This window comes from Ureaplasma diversum, assembly GCF_000941095.1.
Classification (GTDB): domain Bacteria; phylum Bacillota_I; class Bacilli_A; order Mycoplasmatales; family Mycoplasmoidaceae; genus Ureaplasma; species Ureaplasma diversum.
The window spans coordinates 929,853-953,621 of record NZ_CP009770.1 but is presented as its reverse complement, the minus strand read 5'-3'; the positions used below and the strand labels follow the sequence as shown (position 1 = coordinate 953,621).

Here is a 23,769-nt window from a genome sequence, read left to right as displayed (position 1 = left end):
TTTTTATTAATTTAGAATTATACTAATTGTAAAACAGCTTCTTCAGTGTTGTCCCCTGGTCTTGTACCAAGTTTAATAACACGAGTATAACCACCGTTTCGATTAGCGTACTTAGGACCAAGATCGTTAAATAGTTTTTGTAAAAGTTGGTCAGCACTTAAATCTTTTGTATTCATTAAGATTGCTGCAGCTGCACGTCTTGATGCTAAAGTGTTTTTCTTCGCAAGCGTAATGATGTGATCAACATGACGTTGTGTTTCTTTAGCTTTGGTTTTTGTTGTTACAATTGAACCATAACTAATTACATCACTAACTTGTTGACGGCTTACCATTTTACGTCATGCACGCGTTTTACCTGGTTTGTTAATGTAACTCATAGCTATCTCCTTATTCTTATCTATTAATCTTTTTTAAGGTCTAGCCCACGTTCAGCTAGCTTACGAATAATTTCAGTAACTGATTTTCGCCCTAGATTTTTAATTTTTTCTAGTTGTGATTTTGTCATTTCAATTAACTCAGCAGTTGAATTAATTCCTGATTGTTTTAAAGCATTATATGCACGAACAGTTAAATCTAAATCATCAATTTGGATTGAAGCGTTAACTCGTTTCTCTTCTTCTTCACGTTCTCTTGTTACAATTAATTCTTTAATTCGTTCATTAATATTAACAATTGGTTGAACGTGTTCTTGTAAGATTCTTGCTGCAATTGCAATTGCATCAGATCCAGATATTGTTCCATTTGTAGCAATATCAATTGTTAAGATTTCAGATACTGAGTTCTTAGAATCCTTAATTGTTTCAACATTGTAAGCAAAGTGAATGACTGGTGAATAGTTTGAATCTGTTGGAATCATGTTTAGTGTTGGTACTAAATCTTTATTAGCAATAAAGTCAACACGTCCCCGACCAGTCTTTGCATAAATTTCGATTTCAAGATCAACTTTTTCAGTTACTTCAGCAATAAATAAGTCTGGGTTAACAATTTCAAACCCAACTGGACATACAATATCAGCTGCTGTAATAATTCCAGGACCATCAAAACGAATAGTTAATTTTGGTCACTTATCAATAATTAAATTTTCAAAGTATTCTTCATTGAAAATATCAGTATTAATCTTAATCGCTAATCCTTTTAAATTTAAAATGATGTGCGTTAAATCTTCCTTTACTCCTTGAATGCCTTGGAACTCGTGTGATTTACCACCGAATTTAACAGCAAACATTGATGCTCCAGGAATTGAAGATAAGCAAATTCGACGTAATGCGTTCCCTAACGTATCACCAAATCCTGTTTCTAATGGGTGGATTTTAATTTGAGTACGGTTTGTACTTGTTTCAGTGATCGTAGGTACATCAATATTGTACTTTAAAAATTTTTGCATTAATTCGCTTCTCCTTGCGTGTATTTAAACATGTTATTGAAATCAGTCATTAACGTGGTTTTTTAGGTGGTCTACATCCGTTGTGTGGAATTGGTGTCACATCACGAATCTTACTTACTTCAAGACCTGCTGCTTGTAAACTACGGATTGCAGTGTCCCGGCTTGCACCTGTTCCATTAATACGAACTTCAACACTTCTTAAACCCATTTCAATACAAGCTTTAGCAGCAGCTTCAGCTGCTACACCAGCTGAATAAGGTGTTTTCTTCTTTGAACCCTTGTAGCCAATTGAACCTGAAGAAGCTCATGAAAGGACATTTCCTTGTTCATCAGCAAGTGTGATGATTGAATTGTTTTTTGTTGCATGAATGTATGCAACACCATTCGTGAAACTAAGTTTTTTCTTTTTAGCCATCTGTTGTATTTTCCTTTCAAGCTATTATCTAGATTCAATCTTCTTATTAGCAACCGTTTTTCTTGGTCCTTTACGTGTACGAGCATTAGTTTTAGTTCTTTGCCCACGCACTGGTAAACCACGACGGTGACGGATCCCACGATAAGATGCAATTTCCATTAATCGTTTAATGTTCATTGCTACTGTACGACGTAAATCCCCTTCTAGTTGTAACTTATCACCATTAATCGTTACATATTCAAGAGCAACACGACGGATGTCAGCAATTTGTTGTTCAGCTAAATCCTTAACACGGATGTTCTCATCAATGTTAGCTAGTTTTAAAATTGCTTTTGCAGTTGATTTTCCGATTCCATAAATATATGTTAATGAAATCACTACTCGTTTATCATTAGGAATATCTACTCCCAAAATACGTGCCATATTCTACTATCCTTTCGTTTTATCCTTGACGTTGTTTGTGTTTTGGATTTGCACAAATTACACGCACAACATTTTTTCTTTTAATAATTTTGCAATCTTTGCAGATCGCTTTTACTGAAGCTCTAACTTTCATTAAAACTTATCCTTTCGTTATGTTCTTTTAATTACATCACGGTGTCGAAAAATTATACGGCCACGTGTTAAATCATAAGGACTTAACTCAACATCAACAGTATCACCTGGTAAAATGTTTATCTTGTGCATACGCATTTTACCTGATACGTGACCAGTGATTACAATATCGTTTTCAAGTTGAACTTTGAAGTTGCCCCCTTGTAAAACTTCAACGATTTTTCCAGACATTTTTAGTTTGTCATTATCACTCATGTTATTCTCCATTATAAGAAATTATTCGGTTAAAATTTCAAACCCATCTTTTGTTACAAGCACCATATGTTCTCAATGACATGTCATTAATCGGTTTTTAGCAATAACAGATCATTGATCATTAGGATCAATAAAGTATTCATTTGATCCAGTTAAGATCATTGGTTCAATACAAATAACCATGTTCTCTTGTAAGATTGCATTTGGTATCAATAAAGATCGATAGTTAGGAATCATTGGATCTTCATGAATTTGATTACCACAACCATGACCAACAAAATCACGAATTACATGATAGCCATTTTGTTGAACATGTCTTTGGATTGTTTTTGAAATTGTATGGGTGCTAGTGCCTGGTTTAATTAAATTAATTGCCACCATCATTGCATCATAACAAACTTTAGAGATGGCATGTGCTTGCACATTTTCGCCTAAGATCATAGTGAAAGCTGCATCACAATAATGATCTGCATACTTTACACCGACGTCAAATGTGACCTTATCATTATGTTTAAGTACATAATCGGTTGGGACTCCATGAATGATGCACTCATTCACTGAAATACAAATATTACCAGCAAAGCCTAAGTAATTATAGAATGCACACTCTGCACCATTTGCTTCTATTGTTTCTTTAGCTAACTGATCAAGTGCTTTTAAACTAACACCTGGTTTAGTAGCTTTAATAAGAGTTTCTCTTACTTTTTTTCAAATGTTTGCAGCGGTTCTGATTTTATTAATATCATCTTGGCTTTTGATAATAATCATGCTAGTTAACTTTCTATTTTAATAATTGTTGTTTGATTTTTGCATAAGCTTCTTCAACTTTGCAATCAACATCAATAGTAATTAATTTTTTCTTTTCTTTATAATACTTTACTAATGGTAATGTTAATTTCTCATATTCAGCTAAACGGTTTTGTACAGAGACTTCATTATCATCACTTCGTTTAGTAAGTGTTCGATTACAATAATCACACAAATTAGCTGTTTGTGGAGGTTTGAAATAAATGTTATAAACAACATTACAATCACTACAAGTTAAACGCCCAACTAAACGTTTCATTAATTGATCATGGTTAATATCTAAATAAAACACATAATCAAGTGGGCAATAATTACTTAAGTAATCTGCTTGATTTAATGTTCGCGGATAACCATCCAAAATAAAATCTTGATTATTATCGATTAATTTTTGGATAGCATTCGCTGCTACCTTATTAGTGATGTGATCAGGGATTAATTCACCTTTTTGCATTAAATCCTTAATCTCTTCAGCTAATGTTGAATTTTCTTTTAAGATGGCACGGAATAAATTTCCTGTTGACACATGCATAAACTGATCGTTTTTAATTAATAGTTCGCTAATTGTTCCTTTCCCACTACCTGGGGGTCCAATTAATAGAATTTTCATAATTTATTCCTACCAAATTTGTGATTTTTTATTTTGAGCATCATTTTCATTCATACTCTTTAAACTAATTGCTGTTTCAAGCTCTTTACGTTGGTATGAATATGATGTTGTTGTACTTGCTGATTTAATTGCATTTCATAATTCAAGTGTGGCTGTTACCATAATGATTAATGATGTTCCACCAAAAATTTGAGCTGATTGAATCACAGGTACATTATTATTAATTGTTTTTGCAGTTAACGCCACAAGGTGTGGAAGGGCTGCTAAGAAGGCTAGAATTGGAGCACCAATTCAATTCATTCGGTGAATAATTTTAGTTATGTGTTTTTCAGTTTCAAGTCCAACTTTAATTCCAGGAATAAATCTTCCTGCTTTTTTAATATCCTCAGCCATTTTTGGTGGGTTAAGTTGAACATATGAAAAGAAGAATGTAAATAAAAGAATTAGAATGACATAAATTCCTAAACCAGTTCAAGAATCAATGATGAAATAATTCTGGATTATGAAATAACCATGTGAACTATGATCTAAAAACTCAGAAACTTGAGCAGGAATAGCAAGGATGGTTGAAGCGAAGATGACTGGCATCACACCTGCGGTCATAATCTTAATTGGTAAATAAGGTAATTTGTTGTAATCTAAAATCAACGCTTGTCCTGTTTGTTGCACAGGAATTTTACGAGTTGAATTATTAATGAAAACAACACCAATTAAGATCATCAAATAAAACATTATATATAATAAGAAACCAATAATTTGACTAGTTCGTTCATTACTAATCGCTCCTAAGTTTCTTAAGATACCACTAAACTGATTAAATAATGATGCTACAATCCCAGTTAAAATTAGTAAAGTTACACCATTACCAACACCTTTTTTAGAGATTAAATCTGCTAAAAATAAGGCGATATAAGTACCTGCTACCATTACAAAAATGTATAAGCAATAAAATAGTGCTGATCCAGCTTGGAATGGAGCATTTTGAGCAATTGATACAAATCCATTGTTTCGTGTTAGTAAGTTAATGATAACAACCGCTTGCATAATTGCAAGGGGAAGGGTAATAATTCTTGTAATAACCTCAATCTTTTTTCGTCCCCGCTCACCTGATTTTTGCAAGCGAGCAAGTGGGGGAATAAGTTCTGTTGATAATAGCTGCATAATAATTTGTGCAGTAATAAATGGTCCAATCCCAATGGCAAAAATTGAAAATTGGGATAAACCCCCACCCCCAAGTAAGTTAATAATTGAGAAGAAAGAACCTTGTGAATTAAAATTACCATTTAATTTAATGTAAGGTAAAGGGATAACTGAACCAATTCGAAATAAGATTAAAATACTAAGTGTAACAATGATAGAAATTAAAACCTTCTTATTTTTAAAGATCAAAAACAACGATCGAAAATGGTTTTTTTTCTTCGGTTGTGTATTCATTTATTGATCCCCTTTATAGCATAACTAACATCGTGATAAGATACATTTTATAACAATATTAATTATTTTGTTATAGTTTCTACTTTCGTTTTAGAAGCAGCTAAAGCGTCTAATGCACCCTTAGAGAATTTGTGTGCGTAAACAACTTTTGCACTTACTTGTGTATTACCAATGATTTTAACATCTCATTGTTTGTTTTTAAGTAAACGGTTTGCAGCTAAAACTTCAAGTGTAATTTCTTTTTCACTTAATTGTGCTATTTGAGCAAGAGTAACAACGTTGTATTTGTTTGCAAAGTTATCGTTGTTAAATCCTACTTTTGGAGTACGACGATAAAGTGGAGTTTGACCCCCTTCAAAAGCTAATCGCACTTGTCCTGATTTACGTGCTTTTTGACCATCTTGTCCACGTCCTGAAGTTTTACCTAACCCAGAACCATGTCCACGCCCCACACGTTTTGCTTTGTGATTACGAGAACCTTTTTTATATTCTAAATTATGTAGTTGCATGACCAAAGCTCCATTATAAATCTTTTAATTCTTTATCACGTAAACGAGCAATTTCTTGTGGAGTAAATTGTTGTAATAAACCATCAATTGTTGCACGGATTACGTTCATTGGTGAGTTTGAACCACGTGATTTAGTATAGATATCACTAAATCCAGCTAACTCAACAACCGCACGCACAGGTCCACCAGCAATAATTCCTGTACCTTCAGGAGCTGGTAATAACATTACTTTAGCTGCTCCATGACATCCATTAACATCGTGGTAAATTGAACCTTTTTTAGTTTGTTTAATCTTAATTAGATTGTTGTTTGCGTTCTTGATTGCTTTACGGATTGCATCTGGAACTTCGTTTGATTTACCCATTCCAAACCCTACAGTTCCTTTTTTATCACCAATTACAACTAATGCACTAAAACGCATCATACGTCCACCCTTAGTTGTTTTTGAAATACGTTTAATTTTAACTACACGTTCTTCAAAACTACTTGTTGGTGTTGATTCTTTTTTAAAGCTTACTTTTTTTGCTGACTCTTTTTTTGGTGCAGCTTTTGTTTTTTCATTAGTTGTAGTTTTAGCAGCTAAAGCTGTTTCAACTACTTTTTGTTCAACATTATTGTTTTCCATAATAACTGCTCCTTTATTAGAATTCTAGCCCGTTTTCACGAGCTGCATCAGCTAACTCTTTAATGCGACCATGGAATTTAGAACCTGATTTATTAAAGATTACTTGTTTGATATTAAGTGCTAAAGCTTTCTTAGCAATATCAGCACCTACTAACTTAGCATTTTCTTTGTTTCCATTCTTAAGCTTTAGTTGAACAGATGAAGATGATGCAAGTGTTCTGTTTGTGTTGTAATCAATTAGTTGAGCTCAAATATGTGCATTTGTTTTAGTTACAACTAATACTGAACGATCAGCAACTAATTGTAATTTACGGATACGGATACGTAATCGTTTTGCACGAATCAAACGTTGTTTATTACGACTAAAGTTAATTCTTTTCATAAACTAATTAGTGCCTTTCTATTTCTTCTTATCAGCTGTCTTACCAGCTTTACGGATGATACGTTCACCCTTGTACATCACACCTTTTCCTTTGTATGGTTCAGGTAAACGGTATGAACGGATTGTAGCTGCAAATGCACCAACTTCTGCTTTATCTGCACCAACAATACTAATTTCAGTTTGAGATGGTGTGCTAACTGTTAATTTAGTTGGGATATCTAAAATAACTGGGTGAGAGAAACCAAGACCAACATTTAATTTGTTGCCTTCAACTTTTGCTCTAAAACCTACCCCTTTAATATCTAATTCTTTCTTTCAACCAACTGTTACACCATAGATTGCGTTCGCAATGTTTGCATTAACAGTTCCATGGAACATTTTTGTTTGTTTTTCATCATTAACACGAACAACAGTTACTTTGTTATCTTCTACTTTAACTTGGATTAAAGCAGGTGGATATGCAACTGATAATTGATCGCTTTTTCCGGCTACTACAACATTATCACTATTAACAGTAACTTTAACATCAGCTGGGATAGTTAAAACACGATTTCCAATACGAGACATATTTTAATTACCAAATGTAAGCGATAACTTCCCCGCCTACATTTTCCTTTCTAGCTTGTTTATCTGACATAACACCCTTAGATGTTGTAATGATTGCAACTCCAAGACCATTTAAAACTTTTGGTAATTCTTTGTGAGTTGAATAAATACGAAGTCCTGGTTTTGAAATTTGTCTAAAGCCGTTAATTGATGAAGTTGTTTGGTTTTTGTATTTTAATTTAACAATCGTTTCAGATTTGTTGTTTGGTAATTGCTTGATTTCAAAAGATTTGATGTAACCTTCATTTACCAATAATTCTAGAATTGATGTTTTAAGCTTTGAAGTTGCAAATGTAACTTCTTGTTTACGCATTTTTCGACCATTGTTGATCTTTGTAATTAATTCTGCAATTGGATCTAAGTACATACATAACCTCCTATCAAGATGCTTTCTTAATACCAGGAATTGCACCGGCATATGCTAAATCTCTAAAGCATAAACGGCAAATTCCGAATTTACGATTTACAGCGTGCGGACGACCACATTTTTGGCATCGTGTATAGTTACGAACTGCAAATTTTTGGTGCTTTTTTTGCTTTGCAATTAATGATTTTTTTGCCATAAATTATTTGTCTCCTTTAAGTTTTTGGAATGGAGCTCCAAGCGCTACTAAAAGAGCTCGAGCTTCTTCTTTTGTGTTAGCTGTTGTAACAAATGTCACATCAAAGCCACGCACTGATTTAACATCATCATAAACAACTTGTGGGAAAATAATTTGTTCACGAATACCTAGTGTGTAGTTTCCATGGCTATCAAACCCATTGTTTGAAATCCCTTTAAAGTCACGAACACGTGGTAATGCAATGTTAAATAATGTTTCCATAAAAGCTCACATACGATTACCTCGTAATGTTACTTTTGCACCAATCCCTTGACCTGCACGCAATTTAAATGTCGCGATTGATTTCTTAGCTTTTGTAACAACTGGTTTTTGACCTGTAATTAAAGTTAATTCATTAACTGCAGCTTCAAGGTGTTTGCTATCAGCTACTGCATTTCCAATTCCTGCATTAATTACGATTTTTTCGATTCTTGGGATTTGCATTACAGATGAGTAAGCAAATTCTTTTTGTAAATCTTTAGCAACTTTTTGGTTGTATAAATCTTCTAAAAATGCCATATCTTATGCTCCTCCCTATTTCTTAGCACCGTCAAGTTCGTTATTTGACTTCTTAGCTACACGAATTTTCTTGTTATCTTTAATAACATATTTAATTCTTGTTGCTTGACCCTTTGTTTTTCCTTTTGGATCAACATGGGCAAGTTTGCACATACGAATTGGTGCTTCTTTTTCAATGATTCCTGCTTCTTGGTGTGCTTGGTCACGTTTTTGGTGACGCTTAATTTTATTTACACCTTCAACAATTGCTGTTTGATCTTGTAAGTTAACGCTCGTAACAACGCCCGACTTGTTTTTGTTCTTACCAGAAATTACAACAACAGTATCGCCTTTTCGAATACGATTCATTACTCGTTAACCTCCTAAAGTACTTCCTTTGCAAGTGATGCAATTTTTACAAAACCACGGTCACGAATTTCACGTGCAACTGGTCCAAAAATACGTGAACCACGTGGTGTTTTATCTTCTTTAATAATTACACATGCGTTTTCATCAAATTTTAATAATAAACCTGATTCACGACGCACAGCTTTTTTTGTTCGCACAATAACAGCTTTTGCCATTTGCCCTTTAGCAAACATTCCTGCTGGTGTTGTTTTCTTAACAGATACAACAACAATATCACCAACTGATGCATATCGTTTCTTTGAACCACCTAATACCTTGATGACCCCAACTTCACGTGCTCCAGTGTTATCTGCAACTTTTAATCTAGACATAAATTGAATCATAATTTTTCTCCTTATCAGTTGCTAACGTGCTCTTTCAATAATTCGACTAACTCGTCAGTTTTTTGTTGCACTCAATGGTCTTGTTTCAGTAATTTCAACTCTATCACCAAGTTTTGCATCATCGTTTTCATTATGTGCGTGGTACTTTTTGTGAGTAATAACAAGTTTACGGTATAATGGGTGCTTGTTTTTAGTTTCAACTGTTACAACAACAGTCTTTTGCATCTTATCAGAAGTAACTAAACCTTCTAATACCTTACGACGTGCTCGTTCCATTATTTAGCCTCCTTGTTTTCTTCAGCTAGTGATCGTTCGTTTAAAATTGTTAATGCTTTTGCAATTGTTTTTTTAATTTCTTTAATTGTGTGAGGTTTTACAGCTTCACCATTAGCAGCTGCAAATCGTTGTTCTAGTAATTTAGCTTTTAAATCAACAACGATTTGTTCTAACTCAGCACTATTTTTTTTACGAAGGTCTTGAACAACACTACTCATTAGTTAGCTTCTCCCCTTTTAACAATTTTTCATTTAATTGGTAACTTGTTACCTGCTGCACGTAATGCTTTTTTCATCATTTCTTCTGAAACATTAGCAATTTCAAACATCACAGTTCCTTGTTTTACAACAGCAACTCATTTTTCTGGACTACCTTTCCCAGATCCCATACGTACTTCAAGTGGTTTCTTTGTAAGTGACATATGTGGGAAAATACGAATTCACATTTTTCCAGTTTTTAGTAAACGTTTTGAAATCGCAATACGAGCTGATTCGATTTGACGAGCATCAATTCATGCTCCTTCTAAAGCCATTAATCCGTATTCACCAAAGTCAACGTTACGGTTTCCTTTAGCCTTACCTTCGTAGCTAACTTTATGTGGTTTACGATACTTTGTTCTTTTTGGTTGTAACATTTGTATTTTCCTCCTTATTCATTAGCTGCGCTTTGGCTTGCTGATGGCTTATTGCTTGAACGCTTGTTTTTATTAAATGGTTTTTGGTTTGAATTACGACGGTTTTTAGCTGCACGTTCACTTGCTTTTGCAATACTGTGTTCTACATTGTTAATTAATTTATTACCAAAGATTTCTCCACGGTTAATTCATACCTTAACACCAATAATACCATAAGTTGTTTTTGCTTCAGCTAGTGCGTAGTCAATATCTGCACGTAATGTATGAAGTGTAATAACCCCTTGTGAATATCCTTCTTCACGAGCCATTTCAACTCCACCTAAACGACCAGAAACATGAGTTTTAATTCCTTTAGCTCCAGCCTTAAGTACTTTTTTAATAACCGCTTTTTGAGCAGTTCTAAATGAAACACGGTTTTCAATTGCGTTTGCAATTTCACGAGCCATTAAATTAGCTTGTAATTCTGGTGCATAAACTTCAACAGCACGCATGAAAACGTTCATTTTACGACCTACAATTTTATTAATCGCTAATTCGATTGCTTTCTTTTCAGAACCTTCGTTTCCGATTAATAAACCCGTTTGTACAGCATAAATATAAACGTGAATACGTTGTTGGTCACGTTCGATTTCGATGTGATCAATTGCAGCGTTTTTATACTTTGTATTAAGGTAAGTACGAATCTTGTGATCTTCAACTAGTCACTTACCCATTTGTTGTTTGTCTGCTGGAACTCAACGAGAAACTCATTGTTTGTTAATTCCAAATCTTAGACCATTAGGATTTACTTTTTGACCCATATTTTTCTCCCCTTAATTATTTTAAGTATTGGAACCCACTTGGTCCCTTGCTCATATTGTAGTCACTAAGTGCTTTTGGTTTACGGTATTTGTAGGCTTTAGAACTTACCATAGCATGTGCTTGATCTTTACCAGTGTAGTAAACATCATAATCTTTTTTAGATAATACTGAACGCTTGCTGTATTTCTTTCAGTTTGTTGAAACAGCACCTTTGTCGATTAATTCTAAATCGAATTCACCAACAACTTTTTGCACAGGAGCAGTTGCATAAACAATTACACGTGATACTTTATTAACTGGTGTGTTTTTGTAGAATAAAACATCTTTTTCTGGATTGTCAAATAATTCTTTAACAACCTTTGGTGATGCTGAGATAATGATTGTTTCAGTTTTAACTTCTTCACCATTGTCATCTTTTTCATCAACAACAACTAATACTTCTTGTTCACGCTTTAATAGTTCAGGATCAACTGGTTCATTTTCTTCAACTACAGGTTCAACTACTTTTTTAGGTTTAGCTTCCTTTTTAGCTTCCTTTTTAGCTTCCTTTTTAGTTTCCTTTTTAGGTTGTTCAACAGGTTTTGTTTCTTTAGGAGTTGATGATTTAGCTTTTTTTGCTTTGATTGCAGCTAATTCTTTAGCTAATTCATCTTTATCATCTGAAAGTACAATTTCTAAGTGAGTTGTTCTTTTGAAGATTATATCAGCTGAACCTTTAGCACGGAAGTTACGTCTTTTTGCTGTTGGACCTTGGTTAGCTACAATTTTGTAGATATATAAATTAGTAGGATCCATATCTTTTTTGTTGTTAGTTACATTAGCAACTGCTGAGTTTAATAACTTCAACACGATTGGAGCAAATTTCTTTTGTGTGTGTTGTAAGATTCTAATCGCTTCATCGATTGGTTTGTTACGAATTAAATCAATTACAAGAGAAGCTTTACGATGTGAGATATGAATATTTCGTTGAATAACTTTTGATGTCATTTTTGATCTTTTCCTTTCTTACTAACGTTTTGCTTCTGTATGCATTTTAAAGTTACGCGTTGGTGCGAATTCACCTAACTTATGACCAATCATGTCTTCAGTAACATAAACTTTGATGAATGTTTTTCCGTTGTGAACTTCGAAAGTTAGACCAACAAAGTTTGGGAAAATCTGACTTCTTCGAGATCAAGTTTTAATTGGTTTTTTTGAAGTTGATGCATTTGCAGCTTCAACCTTTTTAAGAAGACTTGGTTCTGCGTAAGCACCCTTTTTTGAACTTCTAGCCATAACGACCTATATTCCTTTCTATATTACTTACGACGACGAACAATCATGCTCGTTGAAGCTTTTTTACTATTACGTGTTTTCACACCCATGTGACGTTTACCTCAAGGTGTACGAGGTGCATCCATACCAACTGGTGAACGACCTTCACCTCCACCATGTGGGTGGTCATTTGGGTTCATTGCAGAACCACGAACTGTTGGACGAATTCCTAAGTGACGTGATTTACCTGCTTTTCCTAAATTTTCAAGAATGTGTTCTTCATTACTTACAACACCAATTGTTGCACGACATTCTTTTCTAAATTTACGAACTTCTCCAGAGTTTAATTTAACTAATACGAATTTCTTAGATTCATCAAACCCAAGAATTTGTGCACTTGCTCCAGCACTTCTTGTAATTTGTCCCCCAGCATTTGGGTAAAGTTCAATGTTATGAACTGATGTACCTTCAGGAATAAATTCAAGTGGTAATGAGTTTCCAATTAAAATGTCAACATTATTAGTTCCTGAAACAACTTTATCACCAACTTTAATTCCCTTAGGAGCGATGATGTAACGCTTTTCACCATCTGCATAAACTACTAATGAAATAAATGAAGTACGGTTTGGGTCGTATTCGATTGATTTAATAACACCAACAATGTTATCTTTGTTACGTTTGAAATCAATTACACGATATTTACGTTTGTGTCCGCCCCCGTGGTGACGAATTGTAATTTTACCTTGGTTGTTACGACCAGCTTTTTTAGGTAAAGTAACTAGTAATGATTTTTCTGGTTTGCTTGTTGTTAATACAGATTTGTAATCAACAACAACCGTTTGGCGTTTACCACTACTATGGTTTTTAATTTTTTTAACTGCCATAATTGCCTCTTTGCTTTTCGACTGTTATTTATATTTATTATTTAGTATCAGTTGGATCTTCAGATTGACCAACTTTAACACCTTTAGGCATTGTTACATATGCAATTTTCTTTGCTTTTGTAAAACCTTGGTTTGGACGGTTTTTATTAATTACTGTCGGTTTACGTAACACAGTACTAATCTTTTCAGGTTTTTGTCCAAAGATTGCGATGAATGCTTCTTTGATTTGGTGTTTGTTTGCTTTTTTATCAACAACAAATGATAAAACTTGCTTTTCACTTTCACGTAATTGGTAAGTTTTTTCAGTTACATGTGGACGAATAATGATTCTTGTAATTTCCATAATTATTGACTTACCTTTCTAGCATAATTAGCAAACGCTTCTTCAGCTACTACTAAAACATTTGAATGTAAAATATCACGAACTGATACTTGGTTTCATTTCTTTGAAACAACCTTTGGTAAGTTGTTTGCTGATTTTGAAATGTTTTCATTATTATCATCAAGTACAAATAAAACTTTTTTGTTATCTAAGTTTGCATTTGAAATGAAGTTAACAATTTTCTTTGTTGATGGAACTTCTAATTTAGCATTAGCTTCTAGTGCAAATAAGTTTTGTTCCATTAACTTCACGCTTAAAGCTGACTTGAATGCTAATAAACGAATCTTACGGTTCACTTTCTTAGTGTAGTTACGGTTTGGTTTAGGACCAAATGCCACACCCCCACCAGTTCAGTGTGGGTTACGAGTAGAACCAGCACGTGCACGTCCTGTATGTTTTTGTCTAAATGGTTTTTTACCACCACCACGAACTTCACCCTTAGTTAATGTTGAGTGTGTTCCTTGACGTTCTGCTGCATTTTCACTAATGACAACATCAAACATTGCTTGTTTGTGTGGTTGTTCAACAAATAAGTCAGAAGTAATTTCAAGATCTTTTGCAACATTACCATCAATTGTTAATAATTTAATTTTTGCCATGATTTACTCCTTATTCACTTGCTTGTTCTTGTTCTTCATTAGTTGAAGGTTTCTTTAAGTAGTTTACAACTTGTGGGTCGTTTACAATGTGTCTTGCTTTATTAGATGATTTAAGTGTTACATTTGAACCCTTAGGACCAGGAATTGCTCCTTTAACTAAGATTACGTTTTGTTCTGGCATTACGCTTAAAACTAATAAATTCTTAATAGTTACTAATTCATGACCGTAGTGTCCTGGAAGTTTAGTTCCTTTAAGAACACGTTGAGCTTGAGAACCCCCACGACCTTTAGCAATTGAACCAACATAACGGTGTGGGTATCCAGCACCATGACCCATTGGTCCCATTTTGTAGTTATGACGCTTGATTGAACCTGTAAATCCGTGTCCTTTAGTTAATGCTTGAGCATCTACTAATTCACCAGCTGCAAATTCACTAACTGTTAATTCAGCTCCAACTTCATAAGTGCTTGATAGATTTCTAAATTCTTTAACATGTCTTTTTGGTTCAAAGCCAAGTTTTTTGAATAATCCAAGTTCAGGTTTGTTTAAAGTTTTTTCTTTAACTGTTTCATAACCAACTTGCACTGCACTATAACCATCTTTTTCATTAGTTTTAACTGCTAGTACTTTATTTGGTTCAACATAGATAACAGTAGCAGCAACAGCTTTACCTTCTTCAGTAAAAACTTGTGTCATGCCTACTTTAGTTCCTAGTAATGATTTCATATGAATCGTTTCCTCCTAATGAAAAATAAATTAAAGTTTGAAGGTAGCTTCAACACCAAATGGAATTGTTAAACGTTTAAGAGCTTCCATTGTTTTTGGAGTTGCGTTTTCTAAAATAATTAAACGCTTGTGTGTTCTTCTTTCAAATTGTTCACGACTTGATTTGTTAACGTGTGGTGAACGTAAGATTGTAAAGATTTCTTTTTTAGTAGGTAATGGGATTGGACCTCTTACCTTTGCTCCTGTACTATTAGATATATCAACGATTGTTTTCACAGTATCATCTAATAATCTGTGATCGTATGACTCTAATCTAATTCTTAATTCTTGATTCATTTTTTGTTGTCTCCTGATGCATTGATATTTGTATGCGAATCGTTGAATTATTTACTTTATGAGTTACCTGATGCCTTTTGACAACTTTTCTCGGTGTATCAGCAATCTCACAAGCAACAATCTTTACAATTATACAATAAAACGATATCTTTTGCAACCCTTTTTTAATGGTTTATTTAACTCAAAAAACAATATAAAAACAACCCTGGTTTTTGGGTTGTTTGAATGTTTTATGCTTTCTTTTTAAAATCAATGTAAGCAAGTTTTAAATTAGCAAGTGATAGATCGTTTGTTGGGAACTCAATTAAAGCTGGATCATTACTATTTGGATCTGCACTAAAGTCAACTTTCATAATTTCACGTTGTAGTGCATATAACTTTTGTTTTTGTTCAATAAACTGATCAATATCTTTATAAACTTCTTCATTTAAAGTTTTAAAGATCGTTTCTTTATATTTATTATCTAAATTAACACCTAAATTAGCTAATGCTGTTTTAATTTGATTAACTATTTTATCTTCTTCTTTAATTTGATCATAATTAGCTGCTAAAGTAGCTGTTAAGTTTTCTGCATTTTCTTTTTTAGTAATTGATTTAATACTATTGAATGCATCTAAAGCAAGTTCAGTACCATCACTATTTTTAACACTAGTTAAAACATATTCTTGATCTTGTTCTAAACTACTTAAATCGATTTCAGTTTCATTGTTTTGATCAACAACTGTTTCTATTTCAACTGGTTCATTTCCTTCTTGTTTGTTTTTAAGTTCATAAACAAGAGTTAGTTTTTTGTAAACATCATCTAACATTTCATTAGTAAGACTAAATGGTTTGTTTTCTTCTTTATATTTACTGTGTAGATGCATTACAAGTTCTGCTAGAGTTGATAAGTTAGCATGTTTTGTTTGTCGTTCTTTTTTATGAGTATATTTAGCTTGTCCATTTTTTAAGAACGCTTTTACTAATCGTTTTTTGAATTCATCTTCTTGGAATGAATTAGCTCCATAATATCCTTCATCAGCATCTAATAAGTGATCGTAGATACTACGTAGAACAGGGGTGTAAGCTACATAATCAAAGTTTCGCATTGATTTGTAGATATATCCCATATCATTAAGTAACTCCCCTTCTTCTGTTTGATTTATATCACTATTTTCATAATCCTGAATTTCTTTATCAGTTTTATTTCGATGGATTTTCATATCTCATCGTAAAATAGCTGGTGAACCATCATAATCAGGTAAGTTAAGACCAGAGAATGAAATATCATTAATGTATTTATATGTTGCATCAATATTAACTGGATCAATGAAGTTACTAATTACAAATCCATCTAATACTTTTAAAGTATTCTTTGGTCTGATGAAATGAAAGTTATCAGCATTTGGTCTAATGTTTTCATATTCAGATGATTCATCATCACTTAAATATTCTCCCCCATTTAAAGCAAATGAGATATCTCCATTATAAGATAAACCAGCAGCAAACTGACCAGTTGCTAATTCGTTAATTAAGTCATTTGATGAAGCTTTAAGATTGTGTGAATCTGCAGGTAAATCCTTAAAGTGATTTGTTATGTTATTAAACTTATCAATGATTTCAGTTACTGTACTATTTTTAGGTAAAGAAACATTTGGTTTTAGATTTAATTTATAGAAATTTAATCTAGCTTCTAAATTAGCTAATCGTTCTTTGTTTTGTTGAACAATATCTTCTGATAAGTTAGGAGTTTTAATTAGTTCTTTTGTAATTTGAATCTCATCTTGTAGTTCTTTGATTTGTTTATTTGCTTCAGCTATTACTTGATCACGTTTTTTTCCTTCGTGATCCATAATCTTAGCAATATCATAAACTGTTCGTGAGTCATCAATTAAAGTAATCTTTGATTTATTAGCTTTAATTGTATGTGGTTTATCAGCGGTTCCAATTTGAGCTTCATTTTCTTTTAAGAATCGGTTATCTGCACCCTTACGAGTTAATTCTTGATAGATGTTTTCTCAAGTTGTGTTTGGGTTGTGTAAATGATCGATCTTTTTGCCACGATAAGCAAAAATAAAGTCTTGGAAGAAGTATGGAACCATGTATTCAATTAAACGATCAGGTTTACCATCTTGATCAATATCACCTAATAAGTGATCATAAACACTAGAGAAAGCTCATACTTCTTTTGTATAGATACTAGCTAATTCATCAACTGTTGTGATCTTCTTTTTAGTTTCTGGATTAATAATATTAAATTGCGATCAATCAATTTTTTGAATTAATTTATTCTTAGCTAAACCAACAGCAGTATAAGCTGAAACTACAGCTACATCAACTGTTTTTGATTTAATTAAACCAGGAATTACTTCATTATTATCGTGTGAGTTATATGTTAAACCATTTTCTTTATGTTCATTAGCTAACTCATTAGCAACATCTTGATCAATGTATCCATCATAGTTACTAAAAACAAGTTTTGAGTTTGAACTACAAGCAGCTGCGATCGGAGCAATTAAAGTTAAACAACCTGCACCTAATAATAATTTATGTCATTTACTTTTTAATTTCATCTTTTAGTCCTGCTTATTTCAAATCTTCATTTTCTCATTAATATTAGCTTTTCTTAACTTATTATCTTTTAATAATTTTACTAAAGCAATTATAAATACGATTCCGATCATCGCTAAAATCATCAATGAACCAAAGACAATAGCTCACATCTTAATCCCTTTAGCCATTGAATAAAGTTCAGTACTAATAGTATTAACCTTACCACCAACTAATTTAGTAATAATAAAGTCATCAAACGACATTGCAAACACAATAATAACTGATGAAATAATTGATGGCATAATATAAGGTAATGTTACCTTAAAGAAAGTAGCAAGTTTACTATAACCAAGATCATAACTTGCTAATAGTAAGTTTTTGTTCATCTTTACCATTCTTGGATAAATAATCACAATTGCATAAGGTGTGCAATATGAGATGTGTGAAAGAATAATAGTTGTAAAACCAAAACTAAATCCTAGTGGGATAAATGTTGATGCAAATAATAATGATAAAGATACCCCTGTAATAATATCTGGAATCATAATGTTAGTTTGTGAACTAAACATAGTTGCTTTCTTATAGAAAGTTCGAGCATACCAGATCCCAAAACAAGTAATAACAGCAATAATAACTGATACTGGGACAACAATTACAGAAATAATAACAGTGTTTAATAAAGCATTTTTAAATTGTTCATTATCTAATAATAAATAGTTACTTCCATCATTTCAATTAAAAGCAGATGTAACATTGTTTTTAACAGAAGGGGCTGTAAAAGATAATAAAACAATAATAATTAAAGGAATGTAAATAACAGCTAAAACGATTCAAATATACGAAGTTCTTCATAAATCTTTAAATTTAAAGTTTTTCATTATCTACCTCCTTGTTTTTCTTTTTTCAAACTCTTTTATAAGCAACTAGTTTTCAAATCTTTGGTACTAAAACAAAGATTAAATATAAACCAATTAATACTAAACTAATTACTAAAGTAAGCGTTGAAGCTCTTGAAAGTTGGATCACATTAGCAATACCAGCTTGTCCTTGTTGAGCAATCTCATCCCCAATTGATCCACCACTATTACTGTTATTTAAGAAACCAGCTACAGCAACTGATGTGAATGAAGATAAGAAGACGATTGATATTCCTGATAATAAAGCATTTTTTGTATATGGAATAACAATATGAAAGAATGTATAAAAGAAGCCTCGCCCTAGATCATAACTAGCATTAGTAATGTTTTTTGGCATTGTTGTTAAAGTATTATAAAGTGGTAACATCATAAATGGTAAATAGATGTATGTTAAACCAATGACAGTGTACATATGCCCATATGTACTATTGATCTCACCATGGATCACATCAAACAATGTTTTAAGTCCAATTAATTTAACTAATAAACTTAATCAAATTGGAGCTGTAATCAAAGTAATAGCAATAATCTTAAGCATCTTTGATTTACTAATTGATAAGAAGTAAGTAAATGGATATGCAATGATGATACAGAAAATAGTAGCAACAACAGCAATCCATAATGAATGGAAGATCTTCTCACCAACTGCAGGAGTTACAATTGCTCAGTTATCAGCAATTGTTGTAATCCCTGTTGTTGGATCATTGTTAGGAACAAATGATTTAATAACAATCGCTGCAATTGGAATAATTAATAAGAATAGTGTTAATAAAACATAAGGAATAGTTAACACTAACCCTCTTGTTAATCTAAAACGATCAAACCAAGGTTTTTTGTTTTTAGTTGGTAAAAACTTATTTGGTTTCTTTTTAATAACTTTTTTTAAACTAGCATTAGCTTCTTGAATCTGTAGATCAATTTTTTGATTTACAGTATTTGATTGATTTAATAATTGATCATGATCATTAATTAATAAATCATTTAATGGGATTGAATCAAATTGATTAGATGATTCTTCTGTTTTGATTTCTAGTTGATTCATCACTTCATTTTTATTTGCATCTTCATGTTGTAAATTAAGTGAAGATAACTCTAGAGTTGATAAATCAATTGGTTGAATTATATCTAAGTTATCAAGTGTTTGTTCAATTGGTAATAATTGTTCAAACTGTGCTTGATCAATTCGATTTTTTCTAATTTTTCTTTTAGTTGTAATAATGTATTGACGTAAAGTAAAACGTTTGATGAATCGACTAGTTCTCATTATCAGCTACTTTGTTGTTACGATATTGATCATATTCATCATTTCATTTAATAACATGAACATCAATATCATCTCAATCTAATCCAATTGTTTCATTAACTTTAACTTCATCAATACCTTCAACATTTATAATCATGTCTTTGTAACGACATTTAATATCTCACAATAAACCTTTGTATAAAACTGATTCAACAACCGCATTAATTGATCCTTCACCAGCTTTAAGTACATCAAAGTCTTCAGGACGAATCATGATTAAACATTTTTCACCCTTTTCAAAACCTTCAACTACATCAGTTTCTGAAACTACACCATCGAATTCAACAGAACCTTTATCTTTATAAACCCCTTCAAAGATATTTGTTTTACCAATGAAGTTAGCAACTCATAAAGAGTTTGGTGAATCATAAATATCAGATGGTGTTCCTACTTGTTCAATTTGACCATGTGACATAACAACAACTTTATCAGATAAACTTAACGCTTCTTCTTGATCGTGAGTTACTAAGATGAATGTTAAACCCAGTTTTGTATGTAATGATTTAATTTCATCTTGTAATTGTTTACGAACCTTAGCATCAAGAGCACTTAATGGTTCATCTAATAAAATGATTTCAGGTTCGATCACAATTGACCGTGCTAAAGCAACACGTTGTTGCATCCCACCAGAAAGTTCAGTAATATGACTATTAGCTTTGTGTTTTAAACCAATTAACTCAATTACTTTTTCAGCTCTTTCATTAGCTTCTTGTTTAGTTAATCTTCTTGTAATATTATGTTTTTCAAATTGTTCTTTTTTAATTTCTGGATAAATTGATCAATATGATTCTCAGTAATCTAGATCGTTGTATTTATAAATTAAAGCATCGTACTTTTTATCAATTGCACTTTTATCTTTATAAAGTTTTTTAAGTTGTTTGATTTGAAGCTCAATGGCATTAATTTTGCTTTGATCACTTTCATTTTCTTGTTGCTCTCATAACTCTTCAAGCGTAGCTATGAATTGAGTACGACGCATGTCTTTGATTTCTAAAAGCTCAGCTGATTTATTATATTTAGCTTCTACTTTTTTAATTTCAGCAAGCAATTGTTCACGCTTCTTAGCGATTCCTTTGATTTTTTCGTTTGCTTTCTTTTCTGAGTTTAATAATACTTTCTCTGCTTGTGTGTAAATACTTGGATCAATATTATCCTTTGGTGTACGCATTAATTTCAAACCATATAAAATGTTTTGTTTAACTGTCATGTTTGGAAATAATGCATAATCTTGGAATACTGTTGAAGTAGGTCTTAAACGGATCGGCATATCCTTAATATCTACTCCGTTGTATAAAATTTTTCCACTAGATGGTTGTTCAAAACCTGCTAACATTTTAAGCATTGTTGTTTTCCCACACCCACTAGGTCCAAGAAGGGTAACAAATTCCCCTTTTTTGATTTTTAAATCGAAATTATTAACTGCTGTAAATCCATCATCATAAGTTTTGGTAATAGCACTAAGATGTAGGAAAGGTTTTTCCATTTAATGTCCTCCAAAATTAATTCTCTATCTATTGATATATTTGTTCGCTCATTGACGAGATAAAAAATGTCTTCTAATTTTAATTAGAAAACAGATAAAATTTTAACACATTCGGAAAATAAAGTTTACAAATAATTTTTAAGAATTTCTGGGATCATAATTGAACCATCTTTTTGCTGATAATTTTCAACAACAGCAGCTCATAAACGATCGATTGCAAGTGATGATCCATTAAGCGTATGAACATATTCTGTACTACTGTTAATATGCTCTTTATAACGGATTTTTGCTCTTCTTGCTTGGAAGTTTGTACAGTTAGAACAACTTGATATTTCTTTATAAGCATTATATGATGGTAATCATACTTCTAGATCATAAGTTTTAGCTGATGAAAAGCCCATATCAGCTGTACATAACAATAAACGACGATAAGGTAGTTTTAATGCTTCAAGAATGCTTTCAGCTTGACTTACCATTAACTCAAGAGCATTAAAACTATCTTCAGGTTTAGTTAGTTGCACTAATTCTACTTTGTGGAATTGGTGCTGACGAATTACCCCACGCATATCTCTACCAGCAGATCCTGCTTCACTACGAAAACAAGCACTTAGTGCTGTAAACTTTTTAGGTAGATCAGATGCTTTTAAGATTTCATTTCGATGTAAATTAACTAATTGCACTTCTGCAGTTGGTGATAGATAATAATTACTATTTTCAAGCTTAAATAAATCTTCAGCAAATTTAGGTAAATTCCCTGATCCAATTAATGAATCTTGATTAACAATAACAGGGGCAATAATTTCTTCATATCCTGCATTTGTATTCATAGCTAAACAAAAACGTTGTAAAGCTCGATAAAGTTTAGCTCCATCTTTAGTATAAACACTAAAACGACTACCAGTTAATTTAGCTGCTTTTTCAAAATCAACTAATTCATTTTTAGCAGCTAAATCCCAGTGAGCTAAAGGTTCAAAATCAAATTTAGTTGGTTCAAAAACACGTTTAATTTCAACATTATCATCTTCAGATTTTCCAACTGGCACTGATTCATCAGCAACATTAGGAATTGTTAATAATAAGCTATCTAATTCTTTTTTATTAACAGTTAACTGTTCACTTATTGTTTCAATTTCTTGTTTGATAGTATTTAGTTCAGCTAAAACTTTTAATTGTTCTTCTTTATTTGTTTTAGCTAATTCAGGAATTATTTTAGATAGTTTGTTTTTATTATTGGTTAAAGATTGTTCTTGAACCATTAATTGTCTAACTAAAATATCAAGATGATAAATCTTATCAATAACTGATGGATCAAAATTACGAGCTTTAACTCTTTGTTTTGTGTTGTCTAAATCTTTTCTTATCAAATTAATATCAAACATGTTAATAACCTGTATTCTTTATCTTTTTATTAATAGTTTCAATTAAATATTAAAAACTCTTTTAGCATTAGCTGTTGTAATTGCTTTTATTTCTTCAACTGACTTATTTAAAATTTTAGCAATTGTAGTAGCAGTATGTTGCACATATTGTGGATAATTAACTTTACCACGATAAGGAGCTGGTGTTAAATATGGTGCATCGGTTTCAACTAAAATCTTATCAAGTGGGGTCTTTTTAACAGCTTCATATAAATCTAAAATATTATTGTTAGCTGTTGGTTTAAAAGTAATTACCCCAGGGAATGAAATATAACAACCTAATTCATTATATTGATCAATGTAACTACTTTTATCAGTAAAGCAATGTACAATAGCATTCTTTACTTGTTGTTCTTTTAAAAGAGCAATTGCATCATCATGTGCATCTCTAATATGCATCATTAATGCTTTATTATACTTTTTAGCTAAATTAATTTGTTTAATAAAAAACTCTTTTTGGAGGTTTTTGTTATAAGGTTGATGATAATAATCAAGACCACATTCACCAATCGAACTAATCACATCTAAGTTATCAGCTATTAATTGATCAAGTTGATCAATAATATCATCATTTAATTCTTTGAACTCAGTTGGATGGATACCAACTGAACACATTAAATGATCATACTGTTTAGCTTGTTTAATAGCAAGTTTAGAAGTAGCTAAATCAACTCCAACAATATTAAATCCAATTTGTTGAGCTAAACACTCTTTAGCTATTTGATCAAACTCTTGTGTTAATGGTTCAATGTTAGTGTGTGTATGTGTATCAATTAAAGTTGTCTTTTTCAT

35 protein-coding genes are annotated in these 23,769 nt (G+C 32.0%); all 35 read right to left on the bottom strand.

The features are described 5' to 3' along the window. Nucleotides 1-17: 17 nt before the first annotated feature. Entirely contained in the window at nt 18-377 is a 360-nt protein-coding gene (gene rplQ / locus JM47_RS03730) for a 50S ribosomal protein L17 (protein WP_038101496.1), read from the bottom strand. A gap of 23 nt (nt 378-400) precedes the next feature. After that, nucleotides 401-1,384: a DNA-directed RNA polymerase subunit alpha gene (rpoA, locus tag JM47_RS03725; RefSeq protein WP_038101497.1), complete on the bottom strand. Its 984-nt coding sequence runs from the start codon at nt 1,382-1,384 to the stop codon at nt 401-403. Nucleotides 1,385-1,433: 49 nt separating this feature from the next. Then, nucleotides 1,434-1,799, bottom strand: a complete 366-nt coding sequence (gene rpsK, locus JM47_RS03720; protein ID WP_038101498.1) for a 30S ribosomal protein S11 — start codon at nt 1,797-1,799, stop codon at nt 1,434-1,436. 24 nt (nt 1,800-1,823) lie between these two features. Further along, nucleotides 1,824-2,222 (bottom strand): 30S ribosomal protein S13, encoded by a 399-nt coding sequence (gene rpsM, locus JM47_RS03715; protein ID WP_038101499.1) that lies wholly within the window; start codon nt 2,220-2,222, stop codon nt 1,824-1,826. Between the two features lie 19 nt (nt 2,223-2,241). Beyond that, entirely contained in the window at nt 2,242-2,355 is a 114-nt protein-coding gene (gene rpmJ / locus JM47_RS03710; protein WP_038101501.1) for a 50S ribosomal protein L36, read from the bottom strand. A 17-nt stretch (nt 2,356-2,372) separates the two neighbouring features. Beyond that, on the bottom strand, nt 2,373-2,609 hold the full coding sequence (infA, locus tag JM47_RS03705; RefSeq protein WP_038101504.1) for a translation initiation factor IF-1: 237 nt from the start codon (nt 2,607-2,609) through the stop codon (nt 2,373-2,375). Between the two features lie 21 nt (nt 2,610-2,630). After that, a complete protein-coding gene (gene map, locus JM47_RS03700; RefSeq protein WP_038101506.1) occupies nt 2,631-3,377 on the bottom strand; it encodes a type I methionyl aminopeptidase in 747 nt (248 codons plus the stop codon). A 13-nt stretch (nt 3,378-3,390) separates the two neighbouring features. Beyond that, nucleotides 3,391-4,023, bottom strand: a complete 633-nt coding sequence (locus JM47_RS03695; protein WP_208895000.1) for an adenylate kinase family protein — start codon at nt 4,021-4,023, stop codon at nt 3,391-3,393. A 9-nt stretch (nt 4,024-4,032) separates the two neighbouring features. Further along, a complete protein-coding gene (secY, locus tag JM47_RS03690; protein WP_038101513.1) occupies nt 4,033-5,457 on the bottom strand; it encodes a preprotein translocase subunit SecY in 1,425 nt (474 codons plus the stop codon). A gap of 62 nt (nt 5,458-5,519) precedes the next feature. Next, on the bottom strand, nt 5,520-5,966 hold the full coding sequence (gene rplO, locus JM47_RS03685) for a 50S ribosomal protein L15 (protein WP_038101518.1): 447 nt from the start codon (nt 5,964-5,966) through the stop codon (nt 5,520-5,522). A 13-nt stretch (nt 5,967-5,979) separates the two neighbouring features. Next, nucleotides 5,980-6,591, bottom strand: coding sequence for a 30S ribosomal protein S5 (rpsE, locus tag JM47_RS03680; RefSeq protein ID WP_208894999.1), 612 nt, complete (start codon nt 6,589-6,591; stop codon nt 5,980-5,982). A 16-nt stretch (nt 6,592-6,607) separates the two neighbouring features. Beyond that, on the bottom strand, nt 6,608-6,973 hold the full coding sequence (gene rplR, locus JM47_RS03675; protein WP_038101526.1) for a 50S ribosomal protein L18: 366 nt from the start codon (nt 6,971-6,973) through the stop codon (nt 6,608-6,610). Nucleotides 6,974-6,991: 18 nt separating this feature from the next. Further along, complete coding sequence (rplF, locus tag JM47_RS03670; RefSeq protein WP_208894998.1) at nt 6,992-7,540, bottom strand: 50S ribosomal protein L6; 549 nt, start codon at nt 7,538-7,540, stop codon at nt 6,992-6,994. Nucleotides 7,541-7,547: 7 nt separating this feature from the next. After that, nucleotides 7,548-7,946, bottom strand: a complete 399-nt coding sequence (rpsH, locus tag JM47_RS03665) for a 30S ribosomal protein S8 (protein WP_038101529.1) — start codon at nt 7,944-7,946, stop codon at nt 7,548-7,550. Nucleotides 7,947-7,956: 10 nt separating this feature from the next. Further along, nucleotides 7,957-8,142, bottom strand: a complete 186-nt coding sequence (locus tag JM47_RS03660) for a type Z 30S ribosomal protein S14 (protein WP_038101533.1) — start codon at nt 8,140-8,142, stop codon at nt 7,957-7,959. 3 nt (nt 8,143-8,145) lie between these two features. Further along, nucleotides 8,146-8,700 (bottom strand): 50S ribosomal protein L5, encoded by a 555-nt coding sequence (gene rplE / locus JM47_RS03655; RefSeq protein ID WP_208894997.1) that lies wholly within the window; start codon nt 8,698-8,700, stop codon nt 8,146-8,148. A 15-nt stretch (nt 8,701-8,715) separates the two neighbouring features. After that, complete coding sequence (rplX, locus tag JM47_RS03650; RefSeq protein ID WP_038101543.1) at nt 8,716-9,048, bottom strand: 50S ribosomal protein L24; 333 nt, start codon at nt 9,046-9,048, stop codon at nt 8,716-8,718. Between the two features lie 14 nt (nt 9,049-9,062). Continuing rightward, a complete protein-coding gene (gene rplN, locus JM47_RS03645) occupies nt 9,063-9,431 on the bottom strand; it encodes a 50S ribosomal protein L14 (protein WP_038101546.1) in 369 nt (122 codons plus the stop codon). A gap of 21 nt (nt 9,432-9,452) precedes the next feature. Then, complete coding sequence (gene rpsQ, locus JM47_RS03640; protein ID WP_051749346.1) at nt 9,453-9,707, bottom strand: 30S ribosomal protein S17; 255 nt, start codon at nt 9,705-9,707, stop codon at nt 9,453-9,455. Further along, nucleotides 9,707-9,925: a 50S ribosomal protein L29 gene (gene rpmC / locus JM47_RS03635; protein WP_038101551.1), complete on the bottom strand. Its 219-nt coding sequence runs from the start codon at nt 9,923-9,925 to the stop codon at nt 9,707-9,709. The genes rpsQ and rpmC overlap by 1 nt, the downstream gene beginning before the upstream one ends. Then, nucleotides 9,925-10,341, bottom strand: coding sequence for a 50S ribosomal protein L16 (gene rplP / locus JM47_RS03630; protein ID WP_038101552.1), 417 nt, complete (start codon nt 10,339-10,341; stop codon nt 9,925-9,927). The genes rpmC and rplP overlap by 1 nt, the downstream gene beginning before the upstream one ends. Before the next feature lie 14 nt (nt 10,342-10,355). Beyond that, nucleotides 10,356-11,141, bottom strand: coding sequence for a 30S ribosomal protein S3 (rpsC, locus tag JM47_RS03625; protein WP_208894996.1), 786 nt, complete (start codon nt 11,139-11,141; stop codon nt 10,356-10,358). A gap of 16 nt (nt 11,142-11,157) precedes the next feature. After that, nucleotides 11,158-12,129: a 50S ribosomal protein L22 gene (rplV, locus tag JM47_RS03620; RefSeq protein ID WP_208894995.1), complete on the bottom strand. Its 972-nt coding sequence runs from the start codon at nt 12,127-12,129 to the stop codon at nt 11,158-11,160. 21 nt (nt 12,130-12,150) lie between these two features. Next, nucleotides 12,151-12,417 carry a 30S ribosomal protein S19 gene (gene rpsS / locus JM47_RS03615; RefSeq protein WP_038101556.1) on the bottom strand — a complete coding sequence of 89 codons (267 nt, stop codon included), beginning with the start codon at nt 12,415-12,417 and terminating at the stop codon, nt 12,151-12,153. Between the two features lie 23 nt (nt 12,418-12,440). Next, nucleotides 12,441-13,280 (bottom strand): 50S ribosomal protein L2, encoded by an 840-nt coding sequence (rplB, locus tag JM47_RS03610; RefSeq protein WP_038101557.1) that lies wholly within the window; start codon nt 13,278-13,280, stop codon nt 12,441-12,443. A gap of 37 nt (nt 13,281-13,317) precedes the next feature. Beyond that, nucleotides 13,318-13,623 carry a 50S ribosomal protein L23 gene (rplW, locus tag JM47_RS03605; RefSeq protein WP_038101559.1) on the bottom strand — a complete coding sequence of 102 codons (306 nt, stop codon included), beginning with the start codon at nt 13,621-13,623 and terminating at the stop codon, nt 13,318-13,320. 2 nt (nt 13,624-13,625) lie between these two features. After that, nucleotides 13,626-14,261, bottom strand: coding sequence for a 50S ribosomal protein L4 (rplD, locus tag JM47_RS03600; RefSeq protein ID WP_038101563.1), 636 nt, complete (start codon nt 14,259-14,261; stop codon nt 13,626-13,628). Between the two features lie 10 nt (nt 14,262-14,271). Next, nucleotides 14,272-14,988, bottom strand: coding sequence for a 50S ribosomal protein L3 (gene rplC, locus JM47_RS03595; protein ID WP_038101565.1), 717 nt, complete (start codon nt 14,986-14,988; stop codon nt 14,272-14,274). Nucleotides 14,989-15,018: 30 nt separating this feature from the next. After that, nucleotides 15,019-15,324, bottom strand: coding sequence for a 30S ribosomal protein S10 (gene rpsJ, locus JM47_RS03590; protein ID WP_038101566.1), 306 nt, complete (start codon nt 15,322-15,324; stop codon nt 15,019-15,021). Between the two features lie 230 nt (nt 15,325-15,554). Then, a complete protein-coding gene (locus tag JM47_RS03585) occupies nt 15,555-17,876 on the bottom strand; it encodes a type 2 periplasmic-binding domain-containing protein (protein ID WP_208894994.1) in 2,322 nt (773 codons plus the stop codon). A 3-nt stretch (nt 17,877-17,879) separates the two neighbouring features. Beyond that, nucleotides 17,880-18,734: an ABC transporter permease gene (locus JM47_RS03580; RefSeq protein ID WP_038101567.1), complete on the bottom strand. Its 855-nt coding sequence runs from the start codon at nt 18,732-18,734 to the stop codon at nt 17,880-17,882. Next, nucleotides 18,721-20,037 carry an ABC transporter permease gene (locus JM47_RS03575; RefSeq protein WP_222702326.1) on the bottom strand — a complete coding sequence of 439 codons (1,317 nt, stop codon included), beginning with the start codon at nt 20,035-20,037 and terminating at the stop codon, nt 18,721-18,723. The genes JM47_RS03580 and JM47_RS03575 overlap by 14 nt, the downstream gene beginning before the upstream one ends. Continuing rightward, complete coding sequence (locus tag JM47_RS03570) at nt 20,027-21,559, bottom strand: ABC transporter ATP-binding protein (protein ID WP_208894993.1); 1,533 nt, start codon at nt 21,557-21,559, stop codon at nt 20,027-20,029. Before JM47_RS03570 ends, JM47_RS03575 begins: the two co-directional genes overlap by 11 nt. A gap of 125 nt (nt 21,560-21,684) precedes the next feature. Next, nucleotides 21,685-22,938, bottom strand: coding sequence for a serine--tRNA ligase (gene serS, locus JM47_RS03565; protein WP_208894992.1), 1,254 nt, complete (start codon nt 22,936-22,938; stop codon nt 21,685-21,687). 42 nt (nt 22,939-22,980) lie between these two features. Continuing rightward, nucleotides 22,981-23,769, bottom strand: a complete 789-nt coding sequence (locus JM47_RS03560; RefSeq protein ID WP_208894991.1) for a TatD family hydrolase — start codon at nt 23,767-23,769, stop codon at nt 22,981-22,983.